The sequence below is a fragment of the Methanocalculus natronophilus genome (genome assembly GCF_038751955.1).
GTDB lineage: Archaea > Halobacteriota > Methanomicrobia > Methanomicrobiales > Methanocorpusculaceae > Methanocalculus > Methanocalculus natronophilus.
Map to the genome: position 1 here is coordinate 20189 of NZ_JBCEXH010000010.1, position 18778 is coordinate 38966.

Below are 18778 nucleotides of genomic sequence, written 5' to 3' on the forward strand. Positions count from 1 at the left end.
GTTATTGAGGTTAGTTTTCTATAACCACACTCACCGGGGTTGGGAGTTTGTGGCCGCCGTGGAGGAGAGCATATTTGGCTCTCTCGACAAACTGGGGGGATGTCCATATGGTAAAGACACGCTGTTTCTCCTGCACCCGTGCAGCTGTTCCGACTGCCTTTCCAAAAGCGAGGCGCATCCCTTCCGAGACACGATCTGCTCCCGCACCGGTTGCCTGTTTGTTCTCCCTGAGAACATGGTGGGGATAGACACGGAGTTTCAGATGGAAGTTACTTCTTCCGACTTCCTTCATCAGGCGGCGGTTCATGTTGACACGGGCCGCTTCAAGTGCGGTGTGCCGGATCTGGCAGGCCTCTTTCACCTCAAGGTGAATGGCCACCGGGAACTCCTCTCTCAGGTTGCCCATATCGAACTGGACAATTTTCAGGCCGGGAACTCCTCCCATATATTTTCTGCGCGTATATGCCTTCTTTGAGATGGCTCTGTACATCTTTGCGGGTTTTCGTACCATGATAAATGACTCCTCGCTATCAGAATGTGCTTAATAAAGTGGATTGTAGAAGGTATAAAAGTTATTGACGCTCCTCAAACTGATCCATCAGCGCAAGGACATCCCGGCGGAGTTCTGCAAATTCCACACCTGTCCTGTTGCGTGGCCGTTCCATGGTGACATCATAGGTTCCGGCGATCCTCCCGGGCCGTGGTGAAAGTACCAGGATCCGGTCTGCCATGTAGACCGCCTCATCCACACTATGCGTCACAAAAATAACGGTCTTTTTGGTCTTTTCCCAGATCTGAAGGAGTTCCTTCTGCATACGGTTTCTCGTCTGCGCATCAAGGGCTCCAAATGGTTCATCCATCAGGAGGACCGCCGGATCAGTTGCCAGTGCCCGCGCGACCGCAACACGCTGGCGCATCCCGCCTGAGAGTTCGTATGGATAGCTGTCACCAAACCCTTCAAGCCCGACAAGCCTGATGAACCGATCCACAATCTCTTCGCGTTCTGCGATGGGGGTTCCGCGCATCTGAAGACCGAACCCGACATTTGCCCTGACCGTTCTCCAGGGGTAGAGTGAGTACTCCTGGAAGATCATGGCAAGCCTGGGATCGGGGCCGGTGACAGGAGTTCCTTCAACAATGATCTCACCTGATGTGGGCTCATCAAGACCTGCGATCATCCGGAGGAGGGTGGTCTTCCCACAGCCAGACGATCCAAGGATACAGAGGAATTCACCCTTCGCAACATCAAGTGAGATACCGTCAAGTGCAGTTAATGGCTCCTTCTGACGGGTTTCGAAGATTTTGCCGACATTTCTGATTGTCACGGTCATCGGTTCATCTCCTGCCACATAAATTTCCGTTTCTCGATCTCCCTGAAGAGGATATCAACACCGATGCCGATGATACCAATCACAATCATACCGGCGATGATCACCTGCACCTGACCCCAGTTATAGGAGTACATGATCAGGTACCCGATCCCTGAGGTCGTGCCGGGAAGCATCTCGGCTGCGACAACACACATCCACGCAACACCAAACCCGACCCGGAGGCCGGTCCAGATGACAGGAGCAGCTGCCGGAAGGATCACGTAGGCAAGCATCTTCCAGCCTTCTGCCCCGTAGATCCTGGCAGTCTCTATCCAGGTCCGGTTTACCCGCCTGACACCGTCAATTGAGTTGATCAGGATCGGGAAGAACGACCCGATGAAGATGATAAAGACTATTGAGACAAGGCCTATCTTGAACCAGGCAAGCGCAAGAGGAACCCATGCAAGGGGTGGGATCGGGCGGAAGAGCTGGATGATGGGGTTTACCAGTTCTTCCAGGGTCCGGTAATTACCAATGATGATCCCTAATGGAACAGCGCAGGCAGCAGCCAGCCCAAATCCAAGCAGCACCCGCCATATGGAGAGGAGGGCATTATCGATAATACTGCCGCTTCCAAGGATATCAGCAGTTGGTGCAAGGAGAACCGAGGCGACTGACGAAGGATGCGGAAGGATAAACGGGTTATTCAGAAGGATCGCTGCAAGCTCCCAGAGAATGAGAATAAAAAGGAGGGGTATAATTTTCAGATACCATTTCATCTGACTTCTTTCACCACCACACCGCTATCCTGGAGTGCATATTTGATCTGCACATCCTGGATAGAGCCACGTGCCGGTGATGCAATCTTCACCGGCCTGCCTTCTGCAGTCCTTGACTCCACCCATGTTATGAATGAGGACCAGTCTGTTACCGGTGCTGCTGAATCAACAACAAATCCTGATCCTTCTGTCTGTGTTGGGAAGAGGATCTTAATAGGAGTTCCCTTGTCAATGGCACTGATTGCTGGCGGGGTGCCGGCATAGGCAAACTGGATTGCATTGGCAGCCATAAGGGTCATCAGGGGAGCACCACCTTCACCAAGGACCAGCCGGACTTCTGCAACCACAACATCATTGACAATTAAGTCCGCAACTTCCACCTTTCCTGGCACATCTGCCCGTGGTTTCAGCGCGATGCCATAGTTGTCGTTAAAGTATTCCCATTCCTTGACCGCAACAAAGAGAGGGGCATCATGATCAGAGGGGAGATAGCCAAGTGATACCGGCCTGGTCAGTTTTGGAGGAGTTTTTATCTCCCCGGCCTCAACCATCGCAAGCCCTGCTTCATAGGGTCCAAAGTCAAAGAGCTTCGTATCGACTTTGTCTGGTGAAGCCGTTTCAAGTTCGCCTGTAAGGTATCCGATTTCACGGAGCGCTCCGATGAACCTGTGGTTGCTCTCAAGCCACTCAGGCGAGTTTTCTGTTGTGAACCTGATAGTCGGGATCGAGTCTTTCGAAACATCGTAGGAGCTGATTGTCACATCTCCAAACGTCATATCAGCACCACCATAGAGCCAGTTTGCTGATATTTCTGCTGAACGTTCTGGATTTTCCTGGACATACTCACCGGCGAGAATGAAAAGAGCGGCAATTGCATTTGTCAGATCAGGATTGGCTGCAATAAAATCCTCTCGTGCAGAGAGAGCACAGCAGGTGTGATCCGTCCAGGTACTTTCCGGAGGAAGATCCTTTGAATAGGTTACAACAGTTCCTATTTCAGACACGGTAGCCATCGAAACCAGAGGCTGCCAGACCATAAACCCGTCAATCTGACCGGTTGCGAGGAGTGTCGGCATCTGCCCGACTGCTGTATACATAATTCCTACTTCACCCTGTACACCATCAGGGGGAGCTACAGGCACATCCTCAACACAGCCGGCCACAAGGAGGGCTGCAGCGAGAAGCGCAACAAGAGACATAAGCACCTTTATGTTCATATGTAGGAATAGTAAAGTGGCCTATTTAACATATCTTATTGAAACGCTTTGCATTAACCTTTTGAGAGAAGATTGTCATTATAATGGATACAAAAAGAGAGCTGATACCGGTTGCTTCGTCCGAAGCATTGCTGAGCCTGCCAGGCAGTATGATGTACGAAGGGATAATCTGTTGTCAGATCAAAACAATCTGCAGAGGAAGAGGATGAGACACGACCAGATACGGGAAGGAAGACTTGCGGGAAGCAGGAGCGATCTGATTTCCCACTATCTCTCCTCAATGGAGGCAGATTCGAGGATAGCAACAGCAGACATCCTCGTGGATATGGCTCACCTTGCCATGCTCCGCAAGCAGTCACTGATCCAAAAAGAGCATGTAGAAAGCCTTGCCGGTGCACTCCTCGGGATGTACAGGGAGGGCATCCCGGCTGAGGCTTTTGATTGCCGGTTTGAAGATATCCATGCAGGCATTGAGGGACAGCTCATCGCAGAAGCCGGTATGGATGCGGGAGGCCGCCTGCACCTGGCGCGATCCAGAAATGACGAGGTTGCAACCTGCCTGAGGATGCGGGTCAGGGAGGATATCCTGGGGATCATTGCTGAGCTTGCAGAGCTCCGCAATGTGCTGATCACAACTGCCAGTGAGCATAGCCAGACTGTGATGCCCGGCTTCACGCATCTCCAGCATGCCCAGCCGACAACCCTTGGCCACCACCTTCTTGCCTATGAGGAGGCGTTCTCCCGTGATTGTGAGCGGTTAACTGATGCATATGCACGGGTGAACAGGTGTCCGCTCGGCTCAGCTGCATTTGCCTCAACCGGTTTTGCAATTGATCGTGAGATGGTCTGCAGGCTCCTCGGCTTTGATGAGATACTTGGCAATTCCATGGATGCCGTCTCGGGCAGGGATTTTGCGCTTGAGACCCTGGCCACACTCTCCATCCTGATGACAAACGCAAGCAGGCTCTGCGAGGAGCTGATCCTCTGGAGCAGTGCCTTCTTTGGATTTGTTGAACTGGATGATGCATACTGCTCAACAAGCTCCATCATGCCCCAGAAGAAGAATCCCGACTGTGCGGAGATTATGCGGGGACATTCGGGAACGGTGGCAGGGGCATTCCAGGCAGCACTTGTCTGTCTCAAAGGCCTGCCGATGAGCTACAACCGTGATCTCCAGACCCTGACACCACATCTCTGGGCCGGGATCTCAGCTGCGCACGCAAGCACAGGTATCCTTTCGGGAATGATTGCAACTGCCCGCTTTAACCCTGAGAGGATGGCAGAAGAGAGCGGTAAAGGGTTCTCAACTGCAACAGAGCTTGCAGATACCCTTGTACGGGAATTTGAACTTCCCTTCAGGACTGCGCACAATATTGTCGGCCGTGCCGTCAGGTCAGGGTCATTGACAGCTGATTCGATTGAAGCTGCAGGCCGGGAGATCGGCGGGGTCTCACTGGTTGAGAGGGGACTGACAGAAGAGCGGATTGCCCGGGCACTCGATCCGGCCTTTGTGGTTGCATCAAAGCAGAATCCGGGCGGCCCGGCAGTTGAGATGATCAGATCTGCCCTGGCTGCCAGGCAGGATCAGCTTGCCCGGGACACCGGGTGGATTTCAGACCGGAAGAAAACAATACAGAATGCAGAGGAAGAGCTGGTTTCAATGATTGGGAGGCTTGCAGCAGAATGAAGACAGGAGACCAGGTATCGTGCACCATCTCCGGCATTGCCGTGGATGGGATCTATATCACCGAACGTGATGGAATGGCGGTTGTGAAGCTGAAATCCGGATATAACATCGGTATTCACCCACACCAGGTAGCATTCCAGGGAGACGGCGAGGAACTGGCTGTTGCTGAACCCCCGGTTGTCCAGGACACCCGGCTCCCGGTCTTCTCCATCATCTCAACAGGGGGAACAATCGCCTCCCGTGTCGACTACCGCACAGGTGCTGTGACAAGCAGATCAACTGCTGATGATATCGTCAGGGCAATACCTGAGCTTGGAGCAATCGGGCAGTACAGGACACGCCAGCCATTTTCGATCCTCTCTGAAAATATGAGGCCCGCGATGTGGATCGATCTCGCCCGTGCGGTCTATGAGGAGATCGAGGCAGGAGTCCGGGGCATCGTCGTCACCCATGGAACCGATACGATGGCATATTCGGCATCTGCGCTGAGTTTTATGCTGGATACGCCTGTACCCGTCATCTTTGTCGGATCCCAGCGATCCGCTGACCGGCCGAGCAGCGATAATGCGATGAATACACTCTGCAGTGTTGCTGCAGCAGATGCGGATCTCGGTGAAGTCCTCGTCTGCATGCATGCCACATCTGATGATGACTATTGTGCTGTCCACCGGGCAACGAGGGTCCGGAAGATGCATACCTCCAGGCGGGATGCATTCAAAAGTATCGGAACTGAGCCTGTTGCAACGGTAACCTACCCCGATCTCCAGGTAAAGAGAAGAGACGTGGCAGTGAGACGTGATGCAACCGATCTCGCACTCCACGATACACTCGAAGAGCGCTGTGCCCTGATCCCCTACTATCCCGGAATGGATCCGGCAATCCTTGATGCACACAGCAGCTGCCGCGGCCTGGTCATCGCAGGTACAGGGCTTGGGCATATCGGCTCTTCGATGCTGGATGGGATTCGCCAGTTGAAAGCAGATGGCACCACCATTGTGATGACCTCGCAGTGCCTGCATGGCCGTGTCTGCAGCCGGGTCTATAACACGGGACGGGATCTGCTGCAGGCTGGTGTGATCGAAGGAGACGATATGCTTCCCGAGACGGCACTGGTGAAGCTGATGTGGGTGCTTGGCCAGACCGATGAGCCGCAGGAGATTTCGAGACTGATGCAGGAGAATCTGAAAGGTGAGATCCAGAGGAGGTCGCTCTATGGATTATGAGGCGCTTGGACTGACTGCCGGAATAGAGATACACCAGCAGCTCGATACCAGGGAGAAGCTCTTCTGCAGGTGCCCGACGAGACTCCGGAATATCGAGGAGAGAACCGCTGAGATACACCGCTACCTCAGGCCGACAGTCTCCGAGATGGGGGTGATAGACAGGGCGGCAGCAGAAGAGATGAAACAGACACGCCTCTTCACCTATTATACGTACGACACAACCTGCTTAATCGAAAACGACGACGAGCCGCCGACCCCGATGAATCCTGAGGCGCTTGATATCGGCCTCACAATCGCAAAACTACTCTCGATGACCGTTATCGACCAGGTGCATACCATGCGCAAGATGGTCATCGACGGATCCAACACCCCCGGGTTCCAGCGTACCGCACTCATTGCAATGAACGGGGTTGCAGGCAATGACTGCCGGATCGAATCGATCTGCCTTGAGGAGGAGGCTGCCCAGCGGGTTGCAGGCAACACATTCTCGCTTGACCGCATGGGAATACCCCTCCTCGAGATCACTACCGCTCCCTGCATGCATACTCCCGAAGAGGTGCGGGAGGTTGCAGCATATATCGGGATGGTGCTTCGGTCAACCGGCCGGGTGAAGCGGGGTCTTGGGACGATCCGCCAGGATGTGAACATCTCCATTGCCGAGGGGGCGCGGATCGAGATCAAGGGTGTGCAGGATCTCGACCTGATTCCAGAGGTCGTCTCCCGTGAGGTGCAGCGGCAGGTGAGCCTTCTTGCTATCCGTGACGAACTCAGCAGCCGGGGCGCTTCCCTGCCAGATGATGGAATCGATGTAACTGATCTCTTTAGAGAGACGAAGTCAAAAGTCCTGAAGAAGGCCCGCTCTATCATGGCTGTAAACCTGAAGGGTTTTGCCGGGATTGTCGGGCGTGAGATTCAGCCCGGACGGCGTCTTGGAAGCGAGATGTCGGATTATGCAAAGAAATGCGGTGTCGGGGGGATCTTCCATACCGATGAGCTGCCTGCATATGGGATCACCGATGAAGACGTCGCGGCACTGAAAGAGGCCTGCGGAGCAGGCAGCGATGACTGTGTGGTTCTCGTGGCAGGCACTGCTGCTGAGGCATCCTGTGCAATCCTCCAGGTGTTGTCACGTGGCCGGATGGCGTTTGAGGGAGTACCTGAGGAGACCCGGAAGATGCTCCCTGAAGGGAGTTCCGCCTATATGCGGCCGCTTCCCGGTGCTGCGCGGATGTACCCGGAGACCGATGTCCTCCCGATTGCACTATCCAGGGAGATGGTTGATGGGATCGTACTTCCGGAGCTGCTGAGTGATCGTGCAGCCCGCTTCAGACGCGAGTATGGAATCGACGAGGATCTTGCACGCAGAATCGCTTATTCAGACCGCCTGATCACCTTTGAGAAGGCCGTTCTTGCCGGGATTAAGCCATCGCTTGCAGCACGGACGCTGCTCTCAACGATGCGGGAGCTCTCCCGTGATGGAGTGGACTGCAGTGATATCGATGATGATCAGTGTATTCTGCTTCTTACTCGTGTGAATGAGGGAGGAGTGGCAAAAGAGGCTGTCCCAGATATCTTACGTGCCCTTGCAGGCGGTTTGGACCTGGATGGTGCCATAGAATCGGTTGGACCGGCATTCTCTGTTGCAGACCTCGAATCCCTGGTTGATCGGATTGTTGATGAGCGATCAGACTTCATCCGTGAACGCGGCATGGCAGCACTTGGCCCGGTGATGGGGATCGTCATGAAGGAAGTCAGGGGGAGGATCGATGGCCAGGTTGTTTCAGATGTGCTGAAACGATCCATCCAGAAGATCCTCTGAAAAGATATCTTTAATAAAACGCCAGACAGTAGTTATAAGGAGTTTCTTATGGGAAAAACAGGCAGTATAAACTGGCACCAGATTAAGGGGAACCAGGGTCAGATCAGACTGGTTCCACAGAAGAGTGGAGAGGCAAAGAAGCCCGGACCAAACCAGCGGTATAAACGACATACCATGGTCAAAAAGCTTGAGCAGAAGCTTGCAAATTCTATGCAGCAGGGACGCGGACGTGGACGCAGAGGACCACAGCTTGCAGATCCCCGTATCCGCCGACATATCCGCCGATCGAAGAAGACAGCGATGGGCGCAAAAGAAAAATCCAGGCGGTAATAGAAGATTACCTACCTTTTTATATTCTTCTGAAACTTCTATATCCATATGGATGTCAAGACAGCTGTTATAACATGGCAGTACGCCGAGCGTCTGAAAGCCGAAATCATCTCGGTTTCAAAGATGCTGATGAGCCTGCCGGGTTATGAAAAGGGTGAGCGGCCAGGAGCACGCAGAATGCTGATTGCAGTCATCGAAGAGGTGCGTGCAGACGCACAGATCGCTGCACAGACGACCGGACTGATGGAGTTTACAAAGGCAGGCAATGCCCTCTCTGAAGTAATCAGCCTCACCGAGAGCGACCAGTTCGGGCTTGCAACGGAGCGTGCCGGCGAGGGTGTATCTGCTGCAACAACTGCTGCTCAGCGTGCATGGGAAGTGCTCTCAAGCCATGGAATCTTCTGAATTCCTGGGATTTCTGAAATCCCGCAGTTCGGTGAGGAGCTATACCGGAGATCAGCTTTCTCCTGATGAGATCCGGTACCTCTTCACCGCTGCATCGACTGCTCCCTCTGCCGGAAACCGCGAGGCATGGGACGTGATCGTATGCAGGCAGGACGATCTCCTCGAGGCGCTCGCTGATGCTGCATATGGACAGGAGTTTATCAGGGAGGCAGGGGCAGTATGTGTTGTCTGTGCAAATTATGTCAGATCCATGTCACGGTATGGAGAACGCGGTATACTCTATGCCGTACAGGATGCAACAATTGCCGGAACGTATATGATGCTTGCTGCTCACGCCCTCCGGCGTGCCACCTGCTGGGTTGGGGCATTTGAGGAGGATGAGGTACGGGAGCTTCTTGGGATACCCACCCATGTCAGGCCGGTTGCAATCCTTGCAATCGGGGAGGCTGCAGAGCATGCATCCTCACCTGAACGAATGCCCGCGCACGAACACCTGCACGAGGATTATTGGTAACAGAGATTGGTATCATGGCAGATTATCATGTAACACTTGAATCAGCGTGGATTGTAAAGGATGTAAAAACCGTGGATGATGCAATAGGCATTGCAATCAGTGAAGCGGGAAAAAGACTGAACCCGACGGCAAAATTTGTCGAGGTGGAGATCGGTGCGACATCCTGTCCAAGCTGTGAGGAAGAGCTGAATAACGCACTTATGGTGGCACACACCGCACTGGTCGGACTGACGCTTGATATGAAGGTCTTTAAGGCTGAGTCACCCCAGCATGCGGAGCGGATCGCAAAGTCAACAGTTGGCAAAGCCCTTCGGGAAATCCCGCTTCAGGTTGTTGAGGTGATTGAGATATGATCCACGTGGTCGGCCATACCGCAACTGATCATATATTCCGTGTCCCGCGCCTTCCCAGCCCAAATACCTCCACCCAGATCATCGATCACCAGATATTCTATGGAGGGGGGGCAGCAAACATTGCAGTCGGTATCGCCTGCCTTGGCGGCCAGTCAACGCTTGTATCGGCAGTTGGCGGTGATTTTGAGGGGTCGGGGTATGACGCGTGGCTGCATGAAAACCACGTGGGCAGGTATTTCTATATTGAGAAGGATGCCCACACGCCGCTTGCCTGCATGTTCACCGATGATGCGGAAGACCAGATCACCTTCTTTGAATGGGGAGCATCAGTTGCCTTCACAAAAGAAGATCCCCCGTCTTTTGATTTTGTTCACATGGCAACAGCCGATCCATCATATAATGTGAAGGTTGCCGAACGTGCCGGATTTGCCACATTTGATCCTGGCCAGGATATCCATAAATACGATGCAGAACAGTTTGAACAGCTGCTTGATACAATCGATATCCTCTTCACAAACCGGTTTGAGGCGGAGATTATGGGGCGTGTCCTGAACCATACCGAGGAAGAGCTTGCCGCCCGTGTCCCGATTGCGATCTTTACGCAGGGTGGTGACGGAAGCAGGCTCTTTGAGGACGGTCAGCTCACCGTGATTCCATCAGTGCCTGTGACGCTGGTCGACCCGACTGGCGCAGGCGATGCCTACCGGGCCGGTTTTCTGACTGCTTACCAGAAGGAGCAGACACTTGAGGACTGCTGCAGAATCGGCACGGTCTGTTCATCGTTTGTCATTGAAAAAGCAGGATGCCAGACGAACCTCCCGACATGGGAGCAGGTTCAGGAACGGTACAGGCAGTACTTCGGGTGATGAGCCGGTGTATGCGGCATTGACATCAGGTGGAAAGGATTCTGTCCTCTCCATTCAGCTGGCACTGGATGCAGGACTTGATGTTGAGTACATCGTGACAGTCAGGCCGGATAATCCCGATTCCTATATGTTCCACTCATCAAACCTCGATGCGGTCAGGCTGATTGCTGATCGGGGCAATATGAAATATATTGAGATCAGATCAGGTGGAGAGAAGGAGGAGGAACTTCTTGATCTCCGGGATGGGCTTGCAGAACTGCCGATAACGGGTCTCATCGCCGGTGCGATAGAATCACGGTACCAGTTTGAGCGGGTCGGTGCGATTGCAGAGGCCCAAAACCTCGCACTCTTCTGCCCGCTCTGGCAGCAGGACCCGGAATGGATCATGGAACAGGTGATCACCCGCCTGGATGCCATCCTTGTGGTCTGTGCAGCAGACGGGCTCTCCCCCGATATGCTTGGATCATCAATTGATGAAACTATGCTGAATACGCTCAGGACAATCTCAGGCAAAAACAGGATTCATATCGCAGGAGAAGGGGGTGAATATGAAACACTGGCAGTCAACGCCCCCTTCTACCATTCACCAATCCGGTGGAGTGGGGAGGAGACAAGGATATATCCTGGCAGAAGCGAGCTGATACTGAAAGGGCTGGTGTAAGAGATGCCTGAGAGAGGGGGTGATGTGAGGATCGAGCGGCTGTCAAGATATATCTTCACAGCCCCCTCATGGCCGCGTTCCCTCTCCTATATTGTCATTCTCGGCCTTCTCATTGATATCGCACTGCTTCAGGCTAAGGAGCCGATATGGTTCTTTGGAACAGTTGCCTTCACGCTGCCTGCACTTGTTGCATTTGCCTGTACGGGCCCGCTGATCCGGCTCACCGGAAAGGAGCTCAGCTGGAACAGATCCGCACTTCTTGCAGTTACTTCAGGTGTCTTTGGAGTTATTGTAACGGCCTGTGCAGCAATTGGCGCTGATTCGGGTTTTTTCCTGCCGATCACCTATGCAACAGGCCTTGGGATCATCCTCTCCATCCGGATGCCTGTGCTGGTTGCGGTCTCGGATTACCGTCTCCGAAGGATGGTGCTGCCTGCTGCTCTCCAGAGTCTTGGAGGGGTTCTGGCAGGCTACTACTATTTTGGCCCGGAGTTTGTGTTCTGGGCAGCAGGACTCTTATGCACGTTCGGAGCCGGGAGTGCGATCTTTATCTGGCTCATTGATCGCCCTTTGAAGCGGTCGTTTGGCTTATCAGGACTCAGTTTCCTCAATGCCTTCATCGCCCACATGACTGATGGGTCAAAGGCGCTTGAGGATTTCTTCCGGGAGATCGGCGAAGATGTGACAGTGCCTCAGGTGAGTGTTGGTTTTTCCCGCAAAGACCGCGAACCGGTGGTGCTGACGGTTCCAAATGTCCATCCGGGGCCGATGGGTGAGATAGGGAGCGCAAACCTTCCAAAGGTTCTCCATGACAACCTGGATGGCGAGGTGCTGGTCGCCCACGGGTGTGCCACCCATGACTTCAATCTTGTCGCAGAATCTGAAGCTGAGAAGATTATTCATGCGTTACAGGGTTCATTTGCAGATCTTACATTCAGTGAAGGGGCGTCACGGCCGGTCAGGACACGGTACCGGAGTGTTGAAATCCTGACACAGCGGTTTGCTGATTCGGTGATGATGGTATCGACGAGATCACCTGAGCGGACAGAAGATATTGATTATACAATCGGCGCCCTGATCATGGCCGAAGGCCACAGGTGGTTCTCTGATGTGCTCTTTATTGACGCACACAACTGCATGACGGATGTCACCTCCCCGGTTATGCATGCAACCTCGCTTGGAACCGAGTATCACCGTGCAGCACTTGCCGCCCTCGAAGAGGCAGCCTCTGCCCCGCTGTTCCCGCTTGCAGTCGGGGTGTCCCACCATCGTCTTCCCTTCACACGTTCTGAAGGGTTTGGGGATCTTGGCATCCAGGTGCTTGTTACCCGCGTGGATGGGGTGACTGCTGCCTATGTGCTCTTTGATGGCAACAATATCCAGAAAGGTGTCAGGGAGGAGATACGCCTCGCGATTGCTGATCTTGTCGATGAGTCAGAGATTATGACAACAGATACCCATGTGGTCAACCTGGTGAGCGGGAAGAACCCTGTCGGGCATGTGATTCCGGCAGGCGAGATCATCCCGCATGTCAGATCTGCTGTCTCGGAGGCGCTTGCAGATTGTGCACCCGCAGAGGCTGGATCATCAACAACCTGGTGCGAAGGCGTGATCATCTTTGGATCGCACCGTATAGCACAGTTTGCAAGCACGGTCAATGCCATGCTGATCTTTATTCCCCCATTAAGTGTCGGTATGCTCACCCTGGCGTTCATCCTCTCGGTTTTGACTTTCTCGGTGATCGCCGGAATACGTGCATAGGCTCACGTTTGTATGGAAGGCACCCTGGACAGATTCCCGGCTCCTGCACCCCCCTCCTGCACCCGGAGCAATCCGTTCCGAAGACCTTTTTAAGGTTGCAGGCATACAGTTAAAGGCATTCTGCGTATTGCAAATGTGCAATCACGGATGCATAATCCTGCCCCAGTGGCTTAGCCCGGCATAGCGGCTGACTTGTAATCAGCAGGTCCCGTGTTCAAATCACGGCTGGGGCTTATCCGAGCCAGAAGAACGGTTCACATTTGAAGGGATGGGGAGAACGAAAAATGATCCTCCATCTTCCAATTCTACAAGAGGACGACGAGGAGATCAAATTTGCCCAGAGGGGGGTACTCCTCGCCGATCACTGTATGTGATTTTCCATAGTATTAATTCTTTTCCTTGCATCTCTCGTTGAGGCTGCCAGAATTGCTATGAATTACGAATTGGTTCCTGAAAATCATCTTTCTCCGCCCCTTACCGAAGGCTTAATTACCAGACAATCTGCACATTATTTTTATGCCTGCTCCCTCCCCGCCGGATTGTATCCGGATGCTGTATGTTGATGACGAACCAGCGCTCCTTGAGATTGGAAAGATGTTCCTCGAGCGGGATGGTGATGCCATTGTTCTGACAGCAGAGAGTGCACAGGAGGCGATTGCAATTCTTAAAAACAAGCCCGTTGATGCGATCATCTCCGATTACCAGATGCCCGGAATGGATGGGATAGCATTTCTTCAGCACATTCGGCAGACAGGGGACGATACACCATTCATCATCTTCACCGGCAAAGGCAGGGAAGACGTTGTGATAGAGGCATTAAACAGCGGCGCTGATTTCTATCTCCAGAAGGGTGGGGATCCAAAGTCCCAGTTTGCTGAACTCTCAAATAAGGTGGGGTATGCAGTTGCGAGGCGACGAAGCGAGATTGCACTGCGAAGAAGCGAGGAGCGGTACCGGAGTGTTGTAACTGATCAGACTGAGTTTATCTGCCGATTCCTGCCTGATGGAACAATACTCTTTGCAAATGAGTCATACTGCCGGTATTTTCAGATTGACTGCGAGCGTGTGGCCGGGACGAAGTTCCGTCCATCGATTCATCCTGAAGACAGGGAGACTGTACATATGCACCTGAACTCCCTCACCCCGGATGATCCATCCGGATCTCTTGACCAGCGGATCCTCATGCCTGATGGATCAGTACACTGGCAGCGATGGAATACAACGGCAATCTTTGATGAGAACGGGTGCCTGAGTGAATACCAGTCTGTTGGCAGGGATATCACGGAGACCAGGGAAGCTGAACTGAAGCTGGCCCACTCCCATGATCTGCTCCGCTATATCATCGAGCATAACAATGCTGCCGTTGCCGTCCATGATCGTAACCTGACGTATATCTTTGTGAGTCAGCGATACCTGGATACCTACGGGGTGAGCGAGGCAGATATCATCGGCAGGCACCATTATGACGTTTTTTTGGATCTCCCGGAGAAGTGGAAGGAGATTCACCGGAGGGTACTTGCTGGAGAGGGGGTATTCAGTGCAGACGATGACCCCTATCCGCGTGAAGACGGGAGAATCGAATGGACCCGGTGGGAGTGCCGCCCCTGGTTTGAGCCGGATGGCTCAATAGGCGGCCTCATCGTCTATACAGAAATCATCACTGAACGGAAAGAGAGGGAAGAAGAGATCCTGAGAAAGAACGAGGAGCTGGCAGCAGCTGAAGAGGAGCTGCGATCCCAGGTTGACGAGGTCATAGAAGCAAAAGATGCCCTGCAGGAGGCAAATGAGTACCTGAATAATCTCATTACCCATGCAAATGCCCCCATTATCATCTGGAACCCGGACTGCAGGATCACCCGTATCAATCATGCCGTTCTCGAACTGACCGGCATGCGAGCTGAGGAGCTGATCGAAGAGAGCCCTGGCACCATCTTCCCGGAAACGATGATGGAATCATCAATGAAACTCATATCCGGAACAGTTGCCGGAAAACAGCTCAATAATGCCGAAATACAGATACAACAGAGAAACGGCACCCGCAGGAGAGTCATCTGGAATTCTGCAGCCATCATGGATAGCACCGGGGAGAGGCTCCGTTCGGTAATTGCACATGGAGTGGATATCACCGATCAAAGGAAGGCAGAAGAGCAGGTGAAACGCTTCCAGAAGCGTGAATCAGATATCCTGAACTTCCTCCCCGATGCCACGTTTGCAATTGATGCAGAAGGGAGAGTGATTACCTGGAACAGGGCAATGGAAGTGATGACCGGAGTTCCTGCCAGGGAGATGCTTGGAAAAGGCAACTATGAGTATGCCATTCCGATCTACAGGGAACGCAGGCCTTTACTGATCGATCTTGTGCTCAGGGATGATCCGGCGCTCCGGCAACGGTATCCCTATGTCAGTTCAGATGGTGACAAGCTCATATCAGAGATTCATATCCCGCATCTCCGTGATGGAGCGGGTGCCTCCCTCTGGTTCACCGCTTCACCCCTCTACAACGAGCGCGGCGAGGTCTCCGGAGCAATTGAGAGCATCCGGGACATAACCGAACTGAAAGCAGCTGAAGCTGCGTTGCGTGCAGAGGAGGCCCGTGTCCGTGCCATCGCGGAGACTGCACAGGATGCTGTGCTGATGATGGATCCATCCGGAAAGGTCTCATTCTGGAACAAGGCAGCAGAGGGGATCTTCGGATACACACAGGATGAGGTTTTGGGATCAGATCTGCACCTGCTGCTCGCACCAGACCGCTACCATACTGCATATACAGAGGGATTTGTGAGGTTCCAGAGAAGTGGTGAGGGCAGGGTTGTTGGGAAAACCCTCGAACTCGAGGCATGCTGCAAGGATGGATCCGTAATAGCAATTGAACTCTCCATATCCGCAATACAACTCGAGGACGGGTGGCATGCTGTTGGTATTATCCGTGACATCTCCAGCCGCAAGGCCGCTGAAAAGGCTCTTCTTGAGAGCGAAAGCCGGTTCAGGGAGCTTGCAGACATGCTTCCACAGGTGGTCTATGAGACCGATCTGAGAGGAAACCTGACCTATGCCAACCAGAAGGCATTTGAGATGTATGGGTATTCACAGAGCGAGTTTGAAAAAGGTCTGAATGTCTTTTCCACCATCCATCCAGATGACCTGTTGAGGGCTAAGGAGAACTTCTCACGGCAGCTTGAAGGGCTGCTGCCGGATACCATCCCAAATGAGTATCGCGGCCTGAGAAAAGACGGTATGGTCATACCTGTTGCGATTTACTCATCACCCGTTTATTCAGGGGATACCATTACCGGATTACGCGGCATCATCATCGATACAACTGAACAGAAGCAGCTGCAGGAGGAACTCCGGAAGAGCAGGGACCGGTTTCGATCACTTGTTGCCAATATTCCCGGTGTCGTCTACCGCTGTCTCCCTGATACAGACTGGACAATGCTCTATCTGAATACCGATATCGAAGATATCACCGGATATCCCGCAGGCGACTTCATCAACAATGCTGCCAGGACCTTCAAGAGCATCATTCATCCGGATGACAGGGACTATGTTGATCGAATGGTGCAGGCGGCAATTCATGAGGGGAAGCCGTGGGAGATTGAATGTCGTCTTACCCACAGGGATGGAAGCATCCGATGGATCTATGAAAACGGACGTGCCATCATGGAAGACGATGGTACAGTCTTACTGGATGGAATTATTCTGGATAGTACTGAACGGAAAAAAGCAACAGAAGCACTGAGGAAGGAACAGGCGTTTACCAGGCTCCTTCTGGACACTTCTCCTGCATATATCGTCGCAATAGCAGACGACGGGACGATATTGAAGGTGAATCCCGCTCTTGCCGAGGCGCTTGAGGCAGACTGGGCAGACCTGACCGGGAAGAGCTATATTGAGACGGTGGTGCCTGCGGAAGAACATATGATGCTGAGTGCGGTCTTTCAGGAGCTTCTCAGTTCCGGCAAGGCAACAGTGAACCAGAATCATATCATCAGCAGAACAGGACAGCGCCGTCTCATCGAATGGTATGGGCGATATGTCCGGACAGCAGCCGATGCAGGCATGATCATCGGTATCGGCATTGACATTACAGAGCGGAAAGCCATTGATGATGCTCTCCGGGAGGCAAACAAGAGACTCAACCTCCTCTCAAGTATCACACGGCACGACATCCTCAATAAGATCATGACGATCAAAGGCTACCTCACCCTCATAGACAGCAGCAGAGTTGATGAGGAGACTACCGGCCATCTCCACCAGATCCAGCAGGCAACAGCATTCATTGAGCGCCAGATAGAATTTACCCGGCAGTATGAGCAGCTTGGAGCCCATGATCCGGCATGGCTTTCCATCGGCGAACTGGTCTCCTCTCTTGATGATTCCACCATCCCGATAACCCTGGATTGCCAGTCAGTGAGTATCTATGCAGATCCGATGGTGGAGCTCGTCTTTGCAAACCTCTATGATAATACGCTCCGGCATGCTGCAGGTGCAGGCGCTGTCCAGGTACAGTGTCGCAAAATGGATGGGGATCTGCTGATCACCTGGGAGGATGACGGCCCGGGAGTACCCCCGGAACAGAAGGAACTCATCTTTCAGAGCGGGTATGGGAAGCATACCGGACTGGGTCTCTTCCTGACACAGGAAATCCTTGGGATCACCGGGATAGTCATCCGGGAGACCGGGGTGTTTGGGAAAGGGGCACGATTTGAGATTCGTGTCCGTTCAGGGGCATTTTCGATTGGAAATGATGCACAAAGATGAGAGAGATTGTTATATAACAAACAATGACAATGGATTATTCTTTGATCCATAGAAAGTATTATAAACAATTCAACTTTATAATAAATATATGCCCACCACACACATTTTTTTTGTGGGAAACCAGGAGGAGCGCCTGATCGAATCAATCAGTGCCCTCCGTGAGATCCCATTATCGAAACTCTTCCTGATTGTTGGAGACGATACAAGTAACTCCGGAAAACAGGCTATTTCGAATATTTCACGACAAATACCATCTGAAATGAAAGTGATGTGGGAGATCGAGATCCACGCAATTGACAGCCAGTCGGTGCTGAATGCAACAAGCCAGCTCTTCAGGATAATCACTGAGGAAAAGATCAAAGGAAACGAAGTATTCCTGAACACGTCAGGTTCACCCCATACACTTTCAATCGGGGCATATATTGCAGCCTGCATGACCCAGTCAAGAATGCTCACCTCAATACAGAAATACAACGAAGAGGGGAAGGAAGTTGGAATCGGGGATGTCATTGAGATCCCTATTCTGCCAGTAAGCTATCCACGGGACGAGCAGCGGGAGATTATCACCCATATCGGCGAGGGTGTTGAGTCTCTGGACAGCATCATCTTTATGATCAACCCCGGTATCCGGAAGGAGAGCCGGGAGTTCAGGAGCGAGCGGAGCAGGCTCTCCCACCACCTGACAAAACTGGAGGAGGCGGGATTCATCAGGAAGGAAAAGCATGGCAGGAATATCTCAATCAGGCTGACAGAACTTGGGCGTATGCTTGCAGGTCTGATAGATTCAAAGCTTATTTAATCTGGTTCTTCTCCTCCGTTTTTGAAGGGTGGGTGTATACCCCCTCTATGTTCACAACATATGGTGGTTGGTGCATACCTGCATGCAAGAGCAATGCACGTACGCAGTGACGATTATCAGGAGTGTCCCCCACCGCCCGCTTGCCCCGTCCGCACGTGCTTCGCAAGGGGTGTTGAGCCGGGTGATGGTTGAGCGGGGTGTACCGGGTTGCCGCATGTGCTTCCAGTTGCTCCCAATGATCCCGGTTATTGCATCGTGTTCTCTACCCGGGATCTTTTCCCACGCTCCGAAGA

16 protein-coding genes and 1 tRNA gene are annotated in these 18778 nt (G+C 52.9%); 13 read left to right on the forward strand and 4 right to left on the reverse strand.

Annotated elements, in window-relative coordinates; genetic code table 11:
• Positions 1-10: 10 nt before the first annotated feature.
• The 4 genes from ABCO64_RS09435 to ABCO64_RS09450 all read right to left on the reverse strand — a co-directional run bounded on the left by ABCO64_RS09435 (position 11) and on the right by ABCO64_RS09450 (position 3306).
• Positions 11-511, reverse strand: coding sequence for a 50S ribosomal protein L16 (locus tag ABCO64_RS09435; RefSeq protein WP_253460739.1), 501 nt, complete (start codon positions 509-511; stop codon positions 11-13).
• Between the two features lie 61 nt (positions 512-572).
• On the reverse strand, positions 573-1331 hold the full coding sequence (locus ABCO64_RS09440) for an ABC transporter ATP-binding protein (RefSeq protein WP_253460736.1): 759 nt from the start codon (positions 1329-1331) through the stop codon (positions 573-575).
• On the reverse strand, positions 1328-2089 hold the full coding sequence (locus ABCO64_RS09445) for an ABC transporter permease (RefSeq protein WP_253460733.1): 762 nt from the start codon (positions 2087-2089) through the stop codon (positions 1328-1330). The genes ABCO64_RS09440 and ABCO64_RS09445 overlap by 4 nt, the downstream gene beginning before the upstream one ends.
• Positions 2086-3306: an ABC transporter substrate-binding protein gene (locus tag ABCO64_RS09450; protein WP_253460730.1), complete on the reverse strand. Its 1221-nt coding sequence runs from the start codon at positions 3304-3306 to the stop codon at positions 2086-2088. Before ABCO64_RS09450 ends, ABCO64_RS09445 begins: the two co-directional genes overlap by 4 nt.
• A gap of 205 nt (positions 3307-3511) precedes the next feature.
• Between ABCO64_RS09450 and argH the strand changes: the two genes are divergently transcribed.
• From argH to ABCO64_RS09515, 13 genes are all read left to right on the forward strand, one after another.
• Complete coding sequence (gene argH / locus ABCO64_RS09455; RefSeq protein ID WP_253460727.1) at positions 3512-4993, forward strand: argininosuccinate lyase; 1482 nt, start codon at positions 3512-3514, stop codon at positions 4991-4993.
• On the forward strand, positions 4990-6216 hold the full coding sequence (gene gatD / locus ABCO64_RS09460; protein ID WP_253460723.1) for a Glu-tRNA(Gln) amidotransferase subunit GatD: 1227 nt from the start codon (positions 4990-4992) through the stop codon (positions 6214-6216). The genes argH and gatD overlap by 4 nt, the downstream gene beginning before the upstream one ends.
• A complete protein-coding gene (gene gatE / locus ABCO64_RS09465) occupies positions 6206-8035 on the forward strand; it encodes a Glu-tRNA(Gln) amidotransferase subunit GatE (RefSeq protein WP_253460720.1) in 1830 nt (609 codons plus the stop codon). Before gatD ends, gatE begins: the two co-directional genes overlap by 11 nt.
• A gap of 48 nt (positions 8036-8083) precedes the next feature.
• A complete protein-coding gene (locus tag ABCO64_RS09470; protein ID WP_253460717.1) occupies positions 8084-8365 on the forward strand; it encodes a DUF5350 domain-containing protein in 282 nt (93 codons plus the stop codon).
• Positions 8366-8413: 48 nt separating this feature from the next.
• On the forward strand, positions 8414-8770 hold the full coding sequence (locus ABCO64_RS09475) for a hypothetical protein (protein ID WP_253460714.1): 357 nt from the start codon (positions 8414-8416) through the stop codon (positions 8768-8770).
• Positions 8757-9284: a nitroreductase family protein gene (locus tag ABCO64_RS09480; RefSeq protein WP_253460711.1), complete on the forward strand. Its 528-nt coding sequence runs from the start codon at positions 8757-8759 to the stop codon at positions 9282-9284. The genes ABCO64_RS09475 and ABCO64_RS09480 overlap by 14 nt, the downstream gene beginning before the upstream one ends.
• A gap of 14 nt (positions 9285-9298) precedes the next feature.
• Entirely contained in the window at positions 9299-9637 is a 339-nt protein-coding gene (locus ABCO64_RS09485; RefSeq protein WP_253460708.1) for a DUF555 domain-containing protein, read from the forward strand.
• A complete protein-coding gene (locus ABCO64_RS09490) occupies positions 9634-10503 on the forward strand; it encodes a carbohydrate kinase family protein (protein WP_253460705.1) in 870 nt (289 codons plus the stop codon). Before ABCO64_RS09485 ends, ABCO64_RS09490 begins: the two co-directional genes overlap by 4 nt.
• Positions 10504-10510: 7 nt before the next feature.
• Positions 10511-11164, forward strand: coding sequence for a diphthine--ammonia ligase (locus ABCO64_RS09495; RefSeq protein WP_292616581.1), 654 nt, complete (start codon positions 10511-10513; stop codon positions 11162-11164).
• A gap of 3 nt (positions 11165-11167) precedes the next feature.
• Positions 11168-12925 (forward strand): DUF2070 family protein, encoded by a 1758-nt coding sequence (locus tag ABCO64_RS09500; RefSeq protein WP_253460699.1) that lies wholly within the window; start codon positions 11168-11170, stop codon positions 12923-12925.
• 159 nt (positions 12926-13084) lie between these two features.
• A tRNA-Thr gene (locus ABCO64_RS09505) sits at positions 13085-13158 on the forward strand.
• 283 nt (positions 13159-13441) lie between these two features.
• Positions 13442-17686 (forward strand): PAS domain S-box protein, encoded by a 4245-nt coding sequence (locus ABCO64_RS09510; RefSeq protein WP_292616137.1) that lies wholly within the window; start codon positions 13442-13444, stop codon positions 17684-17686.
• Between the two features lie 88 nt (positions 17687-17774).
• Positions 17775-18485: an HFX_2341 family transcriptional regulator domain-containing protein gene (locus tag ABCO64_RS09515; RefSeq protein ID WP_253460693.1), complete on the forward strand. Its 711-nt coding sequence runs from the start codon at positions 17775-17777 to the stop codon at positions 18483-18485.
• The last annotated feature ends 293 nt before the right edge of the window (positions 18486-18778 follow it).

What these genes read in the sequence shown, in the direction of transcription:
- ABCO64_RS09435 (WP_253460739.1), bottom strand. Translation starts at nt 511, where the DNA reads ATGGTACGAAAACCCGCAAAGATGTACAGAGCCATCTCAAAGAAGGCA.
- ABCO64_RS09440 (WP_253460736.1), bottom strand. Translation starts at nt 1,331, where the DNA reads ATGACCGTGACAATCAGAAATGTCGGCAAAATCTTCGAAACCCGTCAG.
- ABCO64_RS09445 (WP_253460733.1), bottom strand. Translation starts at nt 2,089, where the DNA reads ATGAAATGGTATCTGAAAATTATACCCCTCCTTTTTATTCTCATTCTC.
- ABCO64_RS09450 (WP_253460730.1), bottom strand. Translation starts at nt 3,306, where the DNA reads ATGAACATAAAGGTGCTTATGTCTCTTGTTGCGCTTCTCGCTGCAGCC.
- argH (WP_253460727.1), top strand. Translation starts at nt 3,512, where the DNA reads ATGAGACACGACCAGATACGGGAAGGAAGACTTGCGGGAAGCAGGAGC.
- gatD (WP_253460723.1), top strand. Translation starts at nt 4,990, where the DNA reads ATGAAGACAGGAGACCAGGTATCGTGCACCATCTCCGGCATTGCCGTG.
- gatE (WP_253460720.1), top strand. Translation starts at nt 6,206, where the DNA reads ATGGATTATGAGGCGCTTGGACTGACTGCCGGAATAGAGATACACCAG.
- ABCO64_RS09470 (WP_253460717.1), top strand. Translation starts at nt 8,084, where the DNA reads ATGGGAAAAACAGGCAGTATAAACTGGCACCAGATTAAGGGGAACCAG.
- ABCO64_RS09475 (WP_253460714.1), top strand. Translation starts at nt 8,414, where the DNA reads ATGGATGTCAAGACAGCTGTTATAACATGGCAGTACGCCGAGCGTCTG.
- ABCO64_RS09480 (WP_253460711.1), top strand. Translation starts at nt 8,757, where the DNA reads ATGGAATCTTCTGAATTCCTGGGATTTCTGAAATCCCGCAGTTCGGTG.
- ABCO64_RS09485 (WP_253460708.1), top strand. Translation starts at nt 9,299, where the DNA reads ATGGCAGATTATCATGTAACACTTGAATCAGCGTGGATTGTAAAGGAT.
- ABCO64_RS09490 (WP_253460705.1), top strand. Translation starts at nt 9,634, where the DNA reads ATGATCCACGTGGTCGGCCATACCGCAACTGATCATATATTCCGTGTC.
- ABCO64_RS09500 (WP_253460699.1), top strand. Translation starts at nt 11,168, where the DNA reads ATGCCTGAGAGAGGGGGTGATGTGAGGATCGAGCGGCTGTCAAGATAT.
- ABCO64_RS09510 (WP_292616137.1), top strand. Translation starts at nt 13,442, where the DNA reads ATGCCTGCTCCCTCCCCGCCGGATTGTATCCGGATGCTGTATGTTGAT.
- ABCO64_RS09515 (WP_253460693.1), top strand. Translation starts at nt 17,775, where the DNA reads ATGCCCACCACACACATTTTTTTTGTGGGAAACCAGGAGGAGCGCCTG.